This is a genomic window from Psychrobacter sp. NG254 (genome assembly GCF_015277735.1).
Classification (GTDB): domain Bacteria; phylum Pseudomonadota; class Gammaproteobacteria; order Pseudomonadales; family Moraxellaceae; genus Psychrobacter.
This window is the reverse complement of sequence record NZ_JADHDA010000002.1, coordinates 88,582-105,626: the sequence shown is the minus strand read 5'-3', so window position 1 is coordinate 105,626 and position 17,045 is coordinate 88,582. Positions and strand designations below refer to the sequence as shown.

Here is a 17,045-nt window from a genome sequence, read left to right as displayed (position 1 = left end):
ACTTAAAAAGCAAAGTTATAAGAATGGGTCAGTTTTCTTAGCCATCGTTGGATGGTTTGGAGGCTGACTCTTTTTTTGTGTAAACTAGACTATACTTTTGCATTTTTCATAATATATTAAATGGCTGAATACATTGAAAACAATTCCATACATCCACGAGCTCTAAAGCGCTTGGTGTTGAACTAGTTCTTATATAAATCATAGCCCAATGATACTTCCTACTCATTAAGGTCAGAATAATCTAGCAGAAAATTTATTAGAACACCAAACCTTAAGTCACTTAAATTATCTCTATTTAGATAATCTATTAGATATATTATAGTTCTACTTAAAAGATGACTTATAAATATTATTTGCCATAGTAACAAACCTACAACTAACACTAAGAATACAATAAGCCAAGCTCCTTCTGTTAGTAAATATTCTAAGCTAAGAAAAGCAACTAAGACCGAAAGCGGTTCAAGCTCAAATGTATTCATCGTAACAACTGTAAGCAGAGAAATAAAAGCAATAAATAAAGCTAAGATCCTAGGTTTTGATTGAGGATCATAGATATAGTTGAACCAGTTTATTTTAGAATTTTGGTTATATTTTTTCTTATACTCTTTCCATTTAGACAACGTTTCCACAAGTTCAAGGAAGCTATATTTATAACCAATTCTATTCCTAATCCAGTAAACCCTTGCCTCATCAATTGTTAAAAATTCTCTGTTATGTCTTTCTCTCTGAGCCTTTAATATATTATCCTCATTTATTTTATGACACTTGATAAATATTGAGTAAGCGATAAAACCTAATATAAAAGGAATTATTGGAAATATATCTTTTTGACCCTCTTGAAAAGTATAGTATATTGCAGATATCGATGCAGTAGGTACAACGGATATCATTAATAAGAGGTAACGTACAGGTAAGTTTTTAAACGAATAGAGCTCATAGTAAAAATCATCCGAAAGTTGTTTAACTTGGTTTCTACTTATGATCACTTTTCTCTCATAATGTTCTTCCATAGCCGAACTTATTAATTTAAAACCTTGGTAATTAAAGTCATAATTAACAAGTGGCGCATAGTTATTGTTTTTCTTTCGAATTTTTTCAGCTATTTTTTTAAACATAATATTGGCAATAACAGTAATAGAGAAATGCTAGGATTAGCGGGATTAAAAAGTATTATAACTTTCTTTAGTTTGTTTGATGCTATATTTTAATTGCAAACCCACCCCTCCTATTTCCTAACTAAATAAACACTATCTCACATACTCTGTGCTCAGCTCTGTTAAAGTAAGTCATGCAAACACCCTAATAACGAGGCAGCCCTTAATGACCTTACTTGATACTCTAAACTTAACCTACCCTATCATCCAAGCACCCATGGCAGGTACAACCACACCTGAACTGGCGGCGACGGTGAGTAATTTTGGCGGACTGGGCTCATTAGGATCTGGTATGACGGCGCCAAATGTTTTGACCAGCCAAATTGATACCCTTAAATCGCTGACCGACCGACCTTTTATGATCAATCTGATGGTGCTCTCTGAGCAGGACTCTACGACCTTTGATACCGCAATGCCTGCTTGGTTAAGTCAATACTATCAAGACAACAATATCGAGTTTGCACTACCTGAGCGCCCCGCTCAAAGTTTCGCAGATCAGTTACAAGTGCTCTATGACAATCCCGTTCCTGTCGCTAGTTTTACCTTTGGCATTATCAGTGCCGAGCAAGTTCAGCATCTGCAAAGTCTCGGTACGCGCGTCATCGGTACTGCCAATCATCCATTAGAAGCAAAAGCATGGGCGGATATTGGTGCAGATGCGGTATGTGTACAAGGGGTCGAAGCTGGCGGACATCGCGGTGGGTGGTTGCCGCAAAGTGAAAGCGATCCATTGGGGTTGTTGACACTGATTGGCCAAACGCGCGCCTGTACCGATATTCCTTTGATTGCAGCAGGCGGCATCATGAACGGACAGGCCATCAAAGCGATTCAGGCAGCTGGTGCCGAGCTGGCACAAATAGGGACGGCGTTTTTGACCACAGACAAATGCGGTATCAATGACACGTATAAACAAGCTTTACTTGATGCCAGTCGCAGCAAACGCAGCGTTGAGACACGCTTAACTCGATTGTTTTCAGGTAAACTCGCTCGTGGTTTATTGAATGATTATCTACGTGACTTTGCCCAATTTGAAAGTGCTAAAGAGCTACCACCTTATCCGCAATTAAATGCTATGACCAAATTTATGCGAGCTAATGCTAGTAAGAACTCTGATGCAGAACATCAGTCTTTGTGGGCAGGACAAGGGGTTGCCTTAGTCAAACAAGAGAGCACGCTTGAACTGCTTGAGCGGTTGGTAAAAGCGTTATAGACTTACTCATCTTTTAGCGTTGCACGAAACTCTTTATAATCCTCTGCAGTCTCTTTTACCGCCTCTACCATCGGTACGTGACCCACTTCCGACATCATAATGACCTGTGCTTGTGGCATCAGCTCGCTCATTATTTCGGCAGTCTCAGGTTTTATGACCTTGTCCTCTTCTCCCCAAACGATCAGCGTTGGAATATTGTATTGTGCGATAATTTTTGCACGCTCTTCTACATTGTCTTCGATGATCTGTTTGAGTATTTTAGTATTCAGTGCACGATTGGCGATACTCTCTTGGGCAAAAACAGCTTGTATCGTCTTTGGTACATAAGGCGGCTTGTACATGACCGTTTTATACATCGTAAAATACGCTTCAGTGCTGTCAATTAACAAAGGACTGTTATCAAGGTCTAATGCTTTAAACTCTCGTTGCGTTTCAGCTGACCAAAATCCACCACTGTCGAGTAACCACAAGCTTTTGACACTATCAGGATACATCGCTGCGTAGGCCACACTGATAGCACCGCCCATCGAGTTGCCCCCGACATGGATATCTGATGCCATTCCTTTCGCTTGCAATAGTTCATGCAAGCGCTTTGCTTGGGCATCGGCGCGGTAGTCCGCCTCTGATGGCTTGCTAGAATCACCAAAACCTAGCAGATCAGGAACGATTAAATGATAATCGCCTAACTTATCCGCAATACGAGTAAAGTTGTCTTTATTACCACCAAAACCATGAATCAGTAGTAAAGGTTCACCAGCCAAGTTGCCGCCTTCTAAATACGTCATTTGCTCGCCGGATGCCAGTGTTAATAATTTGGCTTCAAGGTCTGATTTATTGCGTTCATACTGTACGAGTTTTTGAGTCGTAGCGATAGTAAAGGTATTGGGCGTCGTACATCCCACGATAGAAAGAGCCAGTAGAGCAGCCAAACTCGTGCGCAGTAGTACCATCAAAATATCCTCATTTATGGTTGGCAAAACAACTTGAATAGGTAATCTTAGCACAAGCCTATTTAGGGCAAATTGATTTATGATTACGCGCAAGTCAGTGTTTTTACAACAACGAGGATATCAGGGTATCTACTTTATTTAATCGACAGTGCCCTGTGCAATTGATGGTGTTTTAAATGAGCGACTGGATGAAACGCGCTAGTCTGCATCCAGCAAAAAGGCTACCGCAGCTTCAGCATGAATAGCCGTGGTATCAAAGATAGGAATCACACTATCGGCTTGGCTAATGAGTAAGCCTATTTCGGTACAGCCCAATATCACGCCTTCAGCACCTTGCTCCGCCAAGTCCTTAATAACTTGGCTATAATACTCTCGTGAGCTGTCTTTAAACTGACCAACGCACAGCTCTTTTTTGATGATGCGATGCACCTCTGCGCGGGCAGCGTCCTCTGGTATCAGTACCTGTAAGCCTGCATCAATAAGACGACGTTTATAAAAGTCTTGAGTCATCGTAAACTGCGTACCTAATAAGGCTATCTTAGTTAGGTTGTGCTTCTTAATGGTGTCCGTAGTCGCATCAGCGATATGTATGAGAGGTACATGGGTGACTGCTTGAACATCATCAACCAACTTATGCATCGTATTAGAAGCAATCATTAGCCCGTCTACGCCAGCAGCTTGCAAACGCTGTGCACTACTCGCCATCAATACACCCAACTCGTCCCACATTCCCTGCTCTTGTAGCTCATTGATTAAAGCAAATTCCACACTATGAATGAACAAATCAGCTGAATGTAAGCCGCCAAGCTTGTTCTTGACACCTTCATTAATTAGACGATAATAGCTTTCTGTACTTTCCCAGCTCATGCCGCCAATAATACCTAGTGTTCGTTGTTTTTGGTAACCCATGCTATTTATCCTATTTATTATTTTTTAATTCTCATTTATCGTAACAGAAATACTGCCCATGGGGCGTGACGATTACTATGTAGCAGGACATAAACCTATGGCAAAACTTACCGCTATCAAACTCCGCACTCGCCGTAAATACTACCGACTGATCTTTACTGGCATCATGGCGTTGATGATGTCGCTTATCATCTCAACAGCATTATTGGTGGTCAAACAAGGCTTTATCGATGGCTTCTTTATGGAGCTGATGCATTCTTGGGTTTTGGCCTTTGGTTTTGCGTGGCCGAGCGCTTATATCTGCGCCTACCTAGTGCAGGAGCATGTGTTGAGTAGAATAGAGTTTTATTGAGACACCATCTAACCATTATCAAACCGCTATAGCGTTAACTTCGCAAGCCATACTGATGTCTCGCTTGCGCACGGTTTTCTCGTATCAATATCATTGTGGATATTGCTATGGCTGTGAATGGACTAAGACGCAACCTTATTCTTTAGACAAGCGACCCTGTGGTTCAATGTACCTTCTAACTCAGGTTTGATTTGGGCACACTCGCTGTCAGCGATTGGACAGCGAGTACGGAATACGCAGCCTGAGGGTGGGTTGATCGGGCTTGGTAAGTCACCTTCCAATAACTGAATGGTTTTATTACGCTCGGCGATAGGATCAGGCAATGGCACCGCAGACATCAGCGCTTGGGTATAAGGGTGCGTCGGGTTGCTATACACGGCCTTGTCTACCCCTAGCTCAACAGCATGACCTAAATACATGACCAGTACCCGATCGGCGATATGCTTGATCACTGACAGATCATGAGCGATAAAAATCAGCGCCAAGCCCATCTCTTGCTGTATGTCTTGTAACAAGTTAATGACCTGCGCTTGAATAGAGACATCAAGGGCGGAAACTGGCTCATCACAGATAATGATTTTAGGCTTTAGTATCAATGCACGAGCAATACCAATACGTTGACACTGACCACCAGAAAACTCATGCGGATAGCGGTTAATCTGATTGGACAGCAGGCCAACCTTTTTCATCAGGGCGCGTACTTCATCCTGCACTTCCGCTTTTTTCATGTTTGGATAGTAGGTACGCAGCGGTTCTGCGATGATATCGCCTACAGTCATGCGCGGATTGAGCGACGCTAGCGGATCTTGGAATATCATTTGAATGTCTTTGCGCTTCATTCTCATGGTTTTTTTGGAAGCGCCAACGATCTCTTCATCACCGAATTTAATGCTGCCGGAATTGGCTTGTATGAGGCCGATGATCGTTCTTGCCAGCGTCGACTTACCGCAGCCCGACTCACCTACCACGCCCAAAGTCTCGCCAGCGAATAGCTCAAACGAGACACCATTGACAGCCTTTAAGGTATCAGGCTTTTGCCAAAAATATGTGCCTTTTTGCTTAATATTGAATGTCGTATGCACATTTTGCACTTGTAATAGCGGGGCTTGGCTGCTGTTTTTGACCATCTCTGCACTTGCCATCTCTGCACTTGCCATCTCTGTGTTTGCCGTCTCTGAACTTGCCTTCTTTGCACTTGATAGTGTCATGCTCTAGCCCTCCAGCGTTGATGGATTATTGGTGCCCGTATCAATATCAGCACCATTATCGGTGTCTGCTGAAACGCTCTCTTTAATATCTGCTGACTCATCGACTTGCATCTCAGGTTGCCAATGGCAAGCGCGTTGACGCTCATTGGGTAGAAACTCAAGTGGCGGCGGCACATCACGGCAGATATCCATCGCATGCGTACAGCGCTCATGAAAAGGACAGCCAGTCGGCAGGTTAAGTAGATTGGGTGGACTGCCAGGAATGGTCTCAAGCTTGCCTTTATCATCATCCAGACGCGGAATGGCCTTTAATAGCCCGATAGTATAAGGATGCGTCGGCGTATAAAAAATCTCTTCCGTCTCTCCATATGCCATGGTACGACCGGCATACATCACAAGCACCCGATCACAGATACCAGCTACTACTCCCAAGTCATGCGTGATCATAACAATGGTGGTGCCAAAATCACGCTTTAGCTCATTGAGTAGCACCATAATCTGTGCTTGTACGGTCACATCAAGCGCTGTCGTTGGCTCATCGGCAATCAGCAATTTTGGGCGACAGAGCAGCGCCATCGCAATCATGACCCGCTGACGCATACCACCTGAAAACTCATGCGGATACATGCCAATACGGTTTTTTGCCTCAGGGATTTTGACTGCATCGAGCATACGTATCGACTCTGCCCACGCGTCTTTTTTGCTCATGCCTTTATGCAAGATCAACACTTCAGCCAGCTGATCGCCTATTTTCATGTAGGGATTTAGGGAGGTCATCGGATCTTGGAAGATCATAGCGATTTGCTCAGCGCGGATTTTATTCAGAGCCTTTTGCGATAAACCCAGCAGCTCATTGCCTTCAAATCTTACGGAACCTTTGGTACAGCCATTCTTTGCTAGCAAACCCATGATGGCGAACGCTGTCTGCGACTTGCCAGAGCCTGACTCGCCGACGATGCCCAACGTCTCACCCTCATGCAGATTAAAATTTAAACCATTCACGGCGGTCACAAGTCCATCTTCGGTCGTGAATTGCACCGATAAATCTTTCACTGCTAATAAGCTGCTTTCTTTATTAGCCTGATTATTGAGCTCTGACTCAGCGCCTACTTTGCGTACAGTAGAATCTATTTTTTCAGGTGCACTATTAATATCTTGAGTTGCCATGATGTTGTTCTCCTAGCGAGATTGAGCCTAGCGGTCTTTTGGGTCAAACGCATCACGTAGACCATCGCCAATAAAGTTAAAGCAAAATAAAGTAATGACCAAAAAAGCTGAGGGAATCAAAATCTGCCAAGGGGCGACTTGCATCGTTTGTGAGCCTTCTTGGAGTAGCGCACCCCAACTGGTCATAGGCTCTTGCACACCAAGTCCTAAGAAGCTCAAAAACGACTCAAATAAAATCATCGTCGGTACTAGTAATGAGGCGTAAACCACCACCACGCCAAGCACGTTGGGCACGATATGACGCAGGATAATGTTAAAACCCGATACCCCGCCGACGTGTGCCGCTTCAATAAACTCTTTGCTTTTTAGACTGAGCGTCTGACCACGGACGATACGAGCGACATCGAGCCAAGAGACCAATCCGATAGCGACAAAAATTAAAATAAGGTTACGACCAAATATCGTCACGAGCAAAATCACAAAGAACATAAAAGGAAAGGCGCTAAGGATTTCTAAAAAGCGCATCATAATCATGTCGACTTTGCCGCCCAGATAGCCTGACGTTGCGCCATATACCGTACCAACCAGCACAGCCACTGTTGCACCAGCGATACCCACCAATAGCGATATTCGCCCGCCAACTGCTGTGCGCACGAGCAAATCTCGACCAAGCGAGTCCGTACCAAAATAATGCTTGTTTTCAATCGAGGGCGCAGACTGCATAAAGTTCCAATCGGTATCTGCATAACCAAAAGGCGCTAGCATGGGCACAAAGATGACAAACATACCGACGAGTAATAAGATAAAAAAGCTCGTCACTGCTGCTTTGTTTTGATAAAAACGTCGCCATGCATCTTGCCACAGGCTGCGACCTTTAATCTCTTTAACAGGCGTATCCATAAGCTCGGTTGGCTGGTCTACGGTCAGGCTCATAGTCGTCCTTTTACTTATCTAATTGAGGGTCTAATTGAGAATCTGATATTTATTTTTAAGCGATGATTGGCATTTATACGGTGTGTTTCAAGCGGCCATCAATATTAATATCAATACTGGATTTTTGGATCAATGATGGCGTACAAGATATCGACGATGGCATTAAAAGCAATCGTCAATACACCAACTAAGATGGTCAAACTAAGCACGACCCCATAATCACGATTGAGCGCCCCATTCACAAATAACTGCCCGATACCCGGCAAACCAAAAATAGTCTCGATCACGATAGAGCCAGTAATAATGCCCACGAAAGCAGGGCCCAGATAAGAGATGACGGGTAATAGCGCCGGTCTGAGCGCATGCTTCATCACGATTTGCCGCATCGGTAAGCCTTTAGACCGGGCCGTGCGAATGTACTGGCTGTTCATCACCTCAATCATTGATCCGCGCATAATCCGCGCGATACTGGCAACATAAGCCAATGCCAAGGCGGTGACGGGCAGTATCAGATTTCGCACTGCCCCATCGTTCCAGCCACCTGCTGGCAGCCACTGCAAAATAATGGCAAAAATAAGCACCAATAGCGGGGCTTTTACAAAGCTTGGAATCACGACACCTGTCATGGCAAACGCCATCAGCACATAATCCATCCACGAGTTTTGCTTGAGCGCCGCTATCACACCAAGGATAAGTCCTAACACCAGTGCCAATATAAAAGCGTACATCCCCAGTTCCATAGATACTGGAAACGACTGCGACAATAGCTCATTGACCGTATAATCTTTATATTTAAAAGACGGGCCAAAATCGCCTACTGCTAGCTGCTGTAGATAATGGATATATTGCAGCCACATGGGATCATTAAGGTTATATTTGGCTTCGATATTGGCCAATACCGCTGGCGATAAGCTGCGTTCACTACTAAAAGGACTGCCGGGTGCTAACCGCATCATAAAAAAGGACACGGTTATCAAAACAAACATGGTCGGAATGGCTTCTAAAATCCGCCGAAAAATAAGCTTTAGCATAATGCCTCTTTATAATATTACCTGTACAACGATGCCTGATTTTAAAATGCTCGTTTTGAGTATTTACGCCGCTTTAAGGTTTTCTCTGATCCATAGCAGACCGACGCTATCAATCGGAATCTCTCCTTTTCATAGCGCCTGCTGATAAGACTAGTGGATGGTTAGTGCTTAATGATCAGTGCTTAATGATCAGTGCTTGGCGATAGAGATATCTTTACCTTGCCAATTATCTAGAGGATCGTTCTTTGAAAAGCCAATGACGTAAGGTTTTACCAAACGAGGGCTGACATAATGATAGATATTGAGTAGCCCCATATCTTGATCGAGTTGTGCCTCTGCTTTTTGATACAAGCTTGCACGCTGCTCGGGCGTGACGCCTGCTTTTAACGTTTGAGCCATTAAGCTGTCAAAATTGGCGTTGGCGTACTTACCGTAGTTACCGCTATTGTCAGATTTGGCAATATTCAAAAAGGCTGAAGGTTCGTTATAATCCGCACACCAGCCAGCCCGCGCGATTTGATAGTTACCGTTGCGGCGCGTATCCAGATAGGTTTTCCATTCTTTATTGGTCAACGTCACATCAACAAAACCAAGCGCCTGCGTCCATAATGACGTGGCAGCAACCGCGACCTTTTTATGATTGTCATTGGTGTTGTACAGCAGCTCAAAGGCGAGCGGATTGCTCTCGTTGTAACCGGCTTCATTCAAGAGTTTTTTGGCCTCAGCGATACGCTTGTCCTTATCCCAAGTAGACCATTCTGGTGTATTAGCCACATCTCCATTCGCGGCGGTAGGCGTGAGCTGATAAGCGGCCGTCTGTCCTTGACCGATAACCTTGTCTGCAATAGTGTCGCGATCCAATGCCAAAGCTAGCGCGCGACGTACTTTTGGATTATCAAAAGGTGGTTTGACCGTATTAAATTCATAGTAATACGTACAAAGATAAGGAGAGACTCTAAGCTCATCACCATTGCTCTCTTTCAAAGACGCAAATTGCTCGGTTGGAATCTCGTTATAAGTGACATCAACTTCGCCCGCCTGATAGCGCGCGACATCGGTGGTGCTAGAAGGAATCGGTAGCATCGTGATGGTATCAAGCGTCGTGTTGGCATCGTCATAATAGGAAGAATTACGTGTCAAAACGAGTTCATCGTTGATCTTCCACTTACTGACTTTGTAAGGGCCATTGACAACGATATTGGCAGGATCTGTCCATTTATCACCGAACGCTTCGATGGTTTTTTGATGCACAGGTTTGACGGAGTTGTGAATCAGCATATCTGGAAAATAAGGTACGGGCTCTGATAACGTGACTTGCAGTGTTTTGTCATCGATTGCTTTTACCCCAAGCGTCTCGATGCCAGCAGCGCCTTCGACGATTTTGTCAGCGCCGACGACCTTGGCATCAACCAAATAGCTTGAATAAGGGGATGCGGTATCTGGATCGACCAAGCGGCGCATACTATAGACAAAGTCTTGCGCCGTTACAGGATCGCCGTTTGACCACTTAGCGTCACGCAGCTTGAACGTCCAGACTTTGTTGTCTGGACTCTCCCACTCAGTTGCCATTCCCGGAATGGTTTTGCCATCTGCATCGGTATTGGTCAAGCCTTCAAATAATTGACGACCAATATTAGACTCCGGTACACCAGATACTTTATGAGGGTCGAGCGACTCAGGTTCCGTCCCGTTATTAATGACCAATTCTTGAGTTTCAGACAGTACACTAGGATCAATATCGGCTGATGAGCTGGCATTATTGTTTGCCGTATTGTCACTACAGCCAGTCATAAACATAGCAAGTGCAAGAGAAGTGGGTAAAAATACAGCATTACGAAGGGAGAGAGGGTTGTGGGTCATATAGCGTCCTAGCGGGCAGATGGCGAACAGGTTAATCAACCTGTTCATAAATCCATTTAAGTTGAATGTTTATTGCTTTCATATTCATTATTACGTTGTTAGAGATCATAGTCTGACCATCTGTCAATAATGAACGTTAGAAAACTATTGGTAATAGTAATAATAAAAAAAGTTATTGGTGTCAACAATTTTTCAGTTCATAGAAAAAACGTGAATTTAGTCAAACATATGCATATAGTAATCATGAGTAAAAACGAACAAAAAACGTACTAATTCGTGGAATTTTACAAGAATTTAACCAGTTTTTTTATAAAGAATGCATCACTCGTCAAAATGCTACTCTCATGTTATTAATTGTAACTGACATCTGTTTGACATTTTATAGTGCTAATGAATTAGTACTTGGAGGAGTATTATGCTATCGAGCCTAAGATATTTGATAATTTAGAAAACGATATGAAAGACCGCTCATGTCACGTCATGTAATAAGTTCTAATGTGACCGTGAGTGACATGGTGATTAATTAACATAAGTGATTAATTGACATATTCGCCGTAATTTATTGAGTCATGTTGCCAATGATTTTTCTTTTTAGTTTCTCTTTGAAAGGCCATACTCATTAGAGAATTCTGCTGAAACCCATAAATCAATCACTACGAACGGTTTTGCATCAATGCGAGCAGTATCACGGAAAATATTACTGATGTAAGCCAAGCTTTCTATAATAAAATCCCGTTAGCGCAAATGTATCCAACGTCTAGACGACCAGTCTATTTTTAAGTATAGTGTCTTTGTGAGTCGATAACCTATAAGCATCATTATCGTGGTATCGTTTCTACTCGAAGAAAAAATACATTGGTGAATGACCTTGATAACATGATATTTATAGTCGGTTATTCATACTCTTAATACACTTATAAATAAACCAAATCATAAATAAATAAAGGAATTATTATGCGTAGTGCTATTCACAACAGCTTTGGCAAACCATCCGACGTATTGAGCGTGGGCGACAGTCCGATGCCGCAGCCTGCTGCCAACGAAGTCCGTATCAAAACCATCCTCTCCCCTATTCACAACCATGACATGCTGACCGTGAGCGGACAATATGGCTATAAGCCTGAGATGCCAGCCATCGGTGGTAGTGAAGCGCTGGGTATTATCGATGCGGTAGGCGATGACGTGACAGACTTTAGTGTTGGTCAGCGTGTGGCTTGTGCCAGTGTGCATGAGACGTGGGCAGAGTATTTTGTTGCCCCTGCCAGCATGGTGTTTAACATGCCTGATAGTATCGAAGACGAGTTGGCGGCCCAGCTGATTGCGATGCCGTTGTCTGCATTAATGCTATTAGAATTCTTAGAAGTGAATAGCGGTCAATGGATCATCCACAATGCGGCGAACGGCGCAGTAGGTAAAACCCTTGCCATGCTCGCAGCAGCACGCGGCGTGAATACGATTAATCTAGTCCGTAGTAAAGACGCGATAGAAGAGCTGACCTCACTCGGTATCAAAAACAATGTCGTTACTGCTGATGACGACTGGAAAGACCAAGTCCGCGCCATCATCGGTGATGACAAGATCACAGCAGCCGTTGATTCAGTCGGTGGTGAATCAAGCAATGATCTGCTATCGCTATTGGGTAGCAAAGGCACGTTGGTTTCATTCGGTATCATGTCAGGCAAGCCAATGGCACTGGACGCTGGTAGCTTGATCTTTAAGCAAGCGACTGTCAAAGGATTCTGGGGCAGCAAAACCAGCCAAGAAATGGATCTAGACAACAAACAGCGTCTGATCACTGAATTGCTAGAACGCGCATCGAATGGTGATTTGAAGCTACCGATCGAAGCCATTTATAGCTTGGACGATATCGCAACCGCAGTGTCTGGAAAAGTACAATCAGGTAAAAAAGGCAAAGTTCTTTTAAAACCTTAATTCCTACACCCGCCTCCTAATTTCGTAATATGGACAAAAACCAGCGATATTAACAAATATAAGAAAGCCCATGTGTATTAGCGATACGATACGGTGGGCTTTTTTAACCATTCTGGTGTAGCAGTAATCATATCTATCGCTAAGCCAATGAACATAAATAATAAAATTGAATAGGGATATAACCATGTCAAACGATACAACATTCAAAGCCTTAGTCGTCGAAGAAACCAGCGATGGCGAATTTAAAAAAAGCATTCAAGAGCGCAATATCAGTGACTTGCCAGAAAATGACTTGCTCATCGAAGTGCATTATTCATCGTTAAACTTTAAAGATGCGATGTCAGCCACTGGTAATAAACGAATCACCAAACAGTACCAGCATACCCCTGGTATCGATGCCGCTGGCGTCGTAGTCAGTGACAAATCAGGCACGTTTGCTGTAGGGCAAGAAGTATTGGTATTCGGCTATGATCTCGGTATGGATACCGATGGCGGTCTCGGTCAAATGATCTCAATCCCCGCAGATTGGGCGCTGGCCTGCCCAGAAACACTCACCCTAAAAGAAGCGATGACCTATGGTACTGGCGGCTTAACCGCAGCGCTGAGTGTCCAAAAGTTAGAAAAAATGGGCGCAAAACCAAGTGATGGCCCAGTTGCCGTGACTGGTGCAACAGGTGGCGTGGGTACGATCAGTATCGCTATCTTAAAGCAGTTAGGCTATGACGTGATTGCATTCTCAGGTAAGCCTGAGCAAAGCGAACACCTAAAAGCATTGGGCGCAAGCGAAGTACGTCATCGCGACACTATTAATGAAATCGGTAACAAACCTGTCGGCCGTGAGCTATGGGCCAATGCTATTGATACTATTGGCGGCGAATACCTACCCAATCTGCTCAAGCAAACCAAATCTGGTGGTGCAGTGACCAGTTGTGGCCTAGCAAGCGGCGCTGATTTTTCGATGTCAGTGATACCTTTTATCACCCGCGCGGTGTCGTTACTGGGTATCGACTCGGTCTATATTCCACTGGCTGATAAAGAAGCCATTTGGAAACGTGTCGCTACCGATATGAAACTACCTAATCTTGAAAGCTATGGTGAAGAGATTACGCTAGAGCAAACGCCAGAGTACCTAGATCGCTTTATGTCGAGTACAGTGGTTGGGCGTTATGTGGTGAATGTAAAGGGTTAGGTTTTAAGAGTTAGTGTTATCAATGAAAGGCAGTATCTTTTTTGAGGTGCTGCCTTTTTTAAAGCCTTCTCTTATGCATTTTTTACTTAATTAAGGAACATCATGCCCCATACTGAAAACCCTAATATAAAGCAATTTTTTTCACTAGTTACTGATTCTCTCTCGAAAGGTATGGCGGCCCTATCTAATGGTGATAGTAGCTACCGTGCTTCATCCATCGAAATATATGCTCAAAATATTTTTTCAAGAGTTTATGAAATTGATAACGCTTTAAAAAACATGTCGATCACAATGGAGTATTTGCGCAAAAATAACTATGAAGATTCAGAGTATAATTTTTCTGAGCATCATGCTCATCATATCGAAAATCTTTTACTTAAATTTACTAGCGTAGTTGACCGATCATACCTGTTAGCTGGCTCAACTATATCAATGGAGAGTAGTGAGATAGAGAATCAAAATGGTAAAAATAAAATCAAGAAAGCTCTACTAAGTTCCTATCCTATATCAGCTGCTATTTTAGAAGAAATGAACAGTGCAGTAGCCGATCTACGAACACCTAGAAATAAAGTGGCTCATCAGGCTGGCTTTTCTAGTAAAAATCTATGTGTTTTACAAGCTATAGAGAATGCTGGAATAGAGTCTATCTCGATAAAAGAAATTACTGATATCATGTCATACGACAAAATCAAAGAAGTAGTAAGTGATGAGTCTATTGAGCAATATGAAAGCGTATTACTAGTAATAGATAAGTTAGTAACAGATTTAATTAATAGTCTACCATTTCTATATACTGATTTATTACAGAGCCAAGCCCCTATCAAAAACCAGCCTTAAAATTGAAAAAAAACACCCAACCAAGTTGAGTGTTTTTTTACTACTATACTGAGCTAATCAGACTATTGGTCAGTCATATATCAATTTAAAAAACCTGAGTTGAAAAGCTTCTTAGATGAGTTTACGTAGTCTAAGATGGTAACAAGGCAACCGAGCGCAGATAGTACGTGTTTGTACATCTAGCGAGGTTAACAAAGTTACCGTTTAGAATACTTAAACGATTTATTCCCACTCGATCGTCGCAGGTGGCTTACTTGAAACATCATAAGTCACGCGTGATACTTCAGCGATTTCATTCATAATGCGGTTCGATACCGTCTCGATCAAATCATACGGCAGATGCGCAAAGCGAGCCGTCATAAAGTCTACCGTCTCAACCGCACGTAGCGCGATTACCCACGCATAGCGGCGACCATCACCGACCACGCCGACAGATTTGATAGGTTGGAATACAGCAAATGCTTGCGCAGTTTTGGCATACCAGCCTGAACGCTCAAGCTCTTCCATAAAGATGGCATCAGCTTGACGCAAAATATCTGCATATTCTTTGGTCACTTCACCCAAAATACGCACGCCCAAACCTGGACCTGGGAACGGATGGCGATTGATCATTTTAGGTGGCAAGCCAAGCGTGATGCCCAGTTTGCGCACTTCATCTTTGAACAAATCACGTAACGGCTCAATCAGCTTGAATGCCAAGTCATCTGGCAAACCACCAACGTTATGATGGCTCTTAATCACGTGTGCTTTACCTTGATGCGATTTTGCTGACTCAATCACGTCAGGGTAAATCGTACCCTGTGCCAAGAATTCAACGACTTTACCATCGCTCTGCTCGCTTACTTGACGCGCGCTTTCGGCGAATACGTCAATGAACGTTTTACCGATGATTTTACGTTTGGCTTCTGGATCAGACTGGCCTGCCAATGCGTTTAAGAACAAATCTTCTGCATCCACACGAATCACTTTAACGCCCATGTTTTCTGCAAAAACTTGCATCACTTGGTCGCCTTCATGCAAGCGCAATAGACCGTTATCGACAAATACACAAGTTAGCTGATCGCCGATTGCTTTGTGTAATAGCGCGGCTACGACTGAGCTATCAACGCCGCCTGATAGACCTAGTAATACTTGCTTGTCACCGATTTGCTCTTTTAACTGTGCGATACGCATCTCAGCGATATTGTCTGGTGTCCAGCTACCAGCACAGGCGCAGATGTCATGTACAAAGCGTGCTAGCAGTGCTTGACCTTGTGCAGTATGGGTCACTTCTGGGTGAAACTGTAAGCCGTAGTATTGCTTGTCATCATTGGCCATAATCGCAATTGGGCAGCTTGGTGTGCTAGCCACAATATCAAAGCCAGCTGGTGCATCAACCACTTTATCGCCATGGCTCATCCAGACATTGAGCGTGCCAGCAGCATCTTCGATACCATCAAGCAAGGCGCAAGTGCCGTTTACATTGATCACAGCAGCGCCAAATTCATGCACATCACTGGCTTGAACTTTGCCACCGAAACGATCTGCCATTGCCTGCATACCGTAGCAGATACCCAATACCGGAATGCCTAAATCAAACACGGCGTCATTAATGCGCGGGCTGTTTTCTGCATGAACGCTCTCAGGGCCACCCGATAAGATGATGCCTTTTGCACCAAAATCGATGATGCGCTGGGTGTCGATATCATAAGGGAACATCTCACAAAACACGCCAGCATCGCGCACACGGCGGGCGATAAGCTGGCTGTACTGCGAGCCAAAATCGAGAATTAAGATGCGGTCTTCTTTGATCGTAGGGGTGGCTGCGGCAGTGGTCATAAATCGATATCCATCAATAGATAAATTGGTGCCCTATTTTAACAAGTTTATGCCGCATAAGGGCTACTTCATCCGCAAAATTTCATTATTCAGTCATTTTTCCGTTACAAACTACCTAATAACGCGTTCTGACCTGTGACTACTATTGTTAAGACCTATTATTTTTATTCAATCCTCTATTAAAAGTATCTATTTTTTGGACGTCTTGTTTTAAGACTCTTTGCCATCTTGAGACGCTCTGTTCTGTTAGGCTGTTTGTTTCACATTTATATAGTGATAGAAAGCTAACCATAATCTACCTATAGCCGCTCAACCAATTCTTATCATATTTCTTTAATTATCGTATCCTGCTTTTAACTGTGCTTAATGATAAGACAAAAAATATCACTTAAAATATTTTCTTAAAAGTCTATAAAGTTTAGCTATTCAAATCCGTATCGTATTGAAACAATAGAAAAATATTAGTCGATTTTTGTTACAAAGACGTGTACTTTA

At 43.3% G+C, this 17,045-nt stretch carries 14 protein-coding genes; 5 read left to right on the top strand and 9 right to left on the bottom strand.

The window, feature by feature from the left end:
- Positions 1 to 218: 218 nt before the first annotated feature.
- A complete protein-coding gene (locus tag IP510_RS03090; protein WP_194363342.1) occupies positions 219 to 1,115 on the bottom strand; it encodes a hypothetical protein in 897 nt (298 codons plus the stop codon).
- Between the two features lie 205 nt (positions 1,116 to 1,320).
- On the opposite strand from IP510_RS03090, the gene IP510_RS03085 reads away from it, so the two are divergent.
- Positions 1,321 to 2,364 carry an NAD(P)H-dependent flavin oxidoreductase gene (locus IP510_RS03085; RefSeq protein WP_194363341.1) on the top strand — a complete coding sequence of 348 codons (1,044 nt, stop codon included), beginning with the start codon at positions 1,321 to 1,323 and terminating at the stop codon, positions 2,362 to 2,364.
- A 2-nt stretch (positions 2,365 to 2,366) separates the two neighbouring features.
- On the opposite strand, the gene IP510_RS03080 is transcribed toward IP510_RS03085, so the two are convergent.
- Together IP510_RS03080 and IP510_RS03075 are read right to left on the bottom strand one after the other, a co-directional pair.
- Positions 2,367 to 3,314 carry an alpha/beta fold hydrolase gene (locus IP510_RS03080; protein WP_194363340.1) on the bottom strand — a complete coding sequence of 316 codons (948 nt, stop codon included), beginning with the start codon at positions 3,312 to 3,314 and terminating at the stop codon, positions 2,367 to 2,369.
- A gap of 198 nt (positions 3,315 to 3,512) precedes the next feature.
- A complete protein-coding gene (locus tag IP510_RS03075) occupies positions 3,513 to 4,223 on the bottom strand; it encodes an aspartate/glutamate racemase family protein (protein WP_194363339.1) in 711 nt (236 codons plus the stop codon).
- Between the two features lie 97 nt (positions 4,224 to 4,320).
- Between IP510_RS03075 and IP510_RS03070 the strand changes: the two genes are divergently transcribed.
- Positions 4,321 to 4,575: a DUF2798 domain-containing protein gene (locus IP510_RS03070; RefSeq protein WP_194363338.1), complete on the top strand. Its 255-nt coding sequence runs from the start codon at positions 4,321 to 4,323 to the stop codon at positions 4,573 to 4,575.
- A gap of 122 nt (positions 4,576 to 4,697) precedes the next feature.
- Here IP510_RS03070 and oppF read toward each other — a convergent pair whose 3' ends face one another.
- The 5 genes from oppF to IP510_RS03045 form a co-directional block, all read right to left on the bottom strand.
- Positions 4,698 to 5,702 (bottom strand): murein tripeptide/oligopeptide ABC transporter ATP binding protein OppF, encoded by a 1,005-nt coding sequence (oppF, locus tag IP510_RS03065; protein ID WP_194363729.1) that lies wholly within the window; start codon positions 5,700 to 5,702, stop codon positions 4,698 to 4,700.
- An 84-nt stretch (positions 5,703 to 5,786) separates the two neighbouring features.
- Entirely contained in the window at positions 5,787 to 6,950 is a 1,164-nt protein-coding gene (oppD, locus tag IP510_RS03060; protein WP_194363337.1) for an oligopeptide ABC transporter ATP-binding protein OppD, read from the bottom strand.
- Between the two features lie 27 nt (positions 6,951 to 6,977).
- Positions 6,978 to 7,883 carry an oligopeptide ABC transporter permease OppC gene (gene oppC / locus IP510_RS03055; protein WP_010197600.1) on the bottom strand — a complete coding sequence of 302 codons (906 nt, stop codon included), beginning with the start codon at positions 7,881 to 7,883 and terminating at the stop codon, positions 6,978 to 6,980.
- 110 nt (positions 7,884 to 7,993) lie between these two features.
- Positions 7,994 to 8,914: an oligopeptide ABC transporter permease OppB gene (gene oppB, locus IP510_RS03050; protein WP_194363336.1), complete on the bottom strand. Its 921-nt coding sequence runs from the start codon at positions 8,912 to 8,914 to the stop codon at positions 7,994 to 7,996.
- A 189-nt stretch (positions 8,915 to 9,103) separates the two neighbouring features.
- The gene (locus tag IP510_RS03045) at positions 9,104 to 10,774 is read right to left on the bottom strand and encodes an ABC transporter substrate-binding protein (protein WP_194363335.1); all 1,671 of its coding nucleotides are present in this window, start codon (positions 10,772 to 10,774) and stop codon (positions 9,104 to 9,106) included.
- A gap of 954 nt (positions 10,775 to 11,728) precedes the next feature.
- Between IP510_RS03045 and IP510_RS03040 the strand changes: the two genes are divergently transcribed.
- The 3 genes from IP510_RS03040 (at position 11,729) to IP510_RS03030 (ending at position 14,732) form a co-directional block, all read left to right on the top strand.
- Complete coding sequence (locus tag IP510_RS03040; protein WP_194363334.1) at positions 11,729 to 12,706, top strand: zinc-binding dehydrogenase; 978 nt, start codon at positions 11,729 to 11,731, stop codon at positions 12,704 to 12,706.
- Positions 12,707 to 12,890: 184 nt separating this feature from the next.
- Positions 12,891 to 13,895 carry an oxidoreductase gene (locus tag IP510_RS03035; RefSeq protein ID WP_194363333.1) on the top strand — a complete coding sequence of 335 codons (1,005 nt, stop codon included), beginning with the start codon at positions 12,891 to 12,893 and terminating at the stop codon, positions 13,893 to 13,895.
- 102 nt (positions 13,896 to 13,997) lie between these two features.
- Positions 13,998 to 14,732, top strand: coding sequence for a hypothetical protein (locus IP510_RS03030; RefSeq protein ID WP_194363332.1), 735 nt, complete (start codon positions 13,998 to 14,000; stop codon positions 14,730 to 14,732).
- A 222-nt stretch (positions 14,733 to 14,954) separates the two neighbouring features.
- Here IP510_RS03030 and guaA read toward each other — a convergent pair whose 3' ends face one another.
- The gene (guaA, locus tag IP510_RS03025; RefSeq protein WP_194363331.1) at positions 14,955 to 16,550 is read right to left on the bottom strand and encodes a glutamine-hydrolyzing GMP synthase; all 1,596 of its coding nucleotides are present in this window, start codon (positions 16,548 to 16,550) and stop codon (positions 14,955 to 14,957) included.
- Between the last annotated feature and the right edge of the window lie 495 nt (positions 16,551 to 17,045).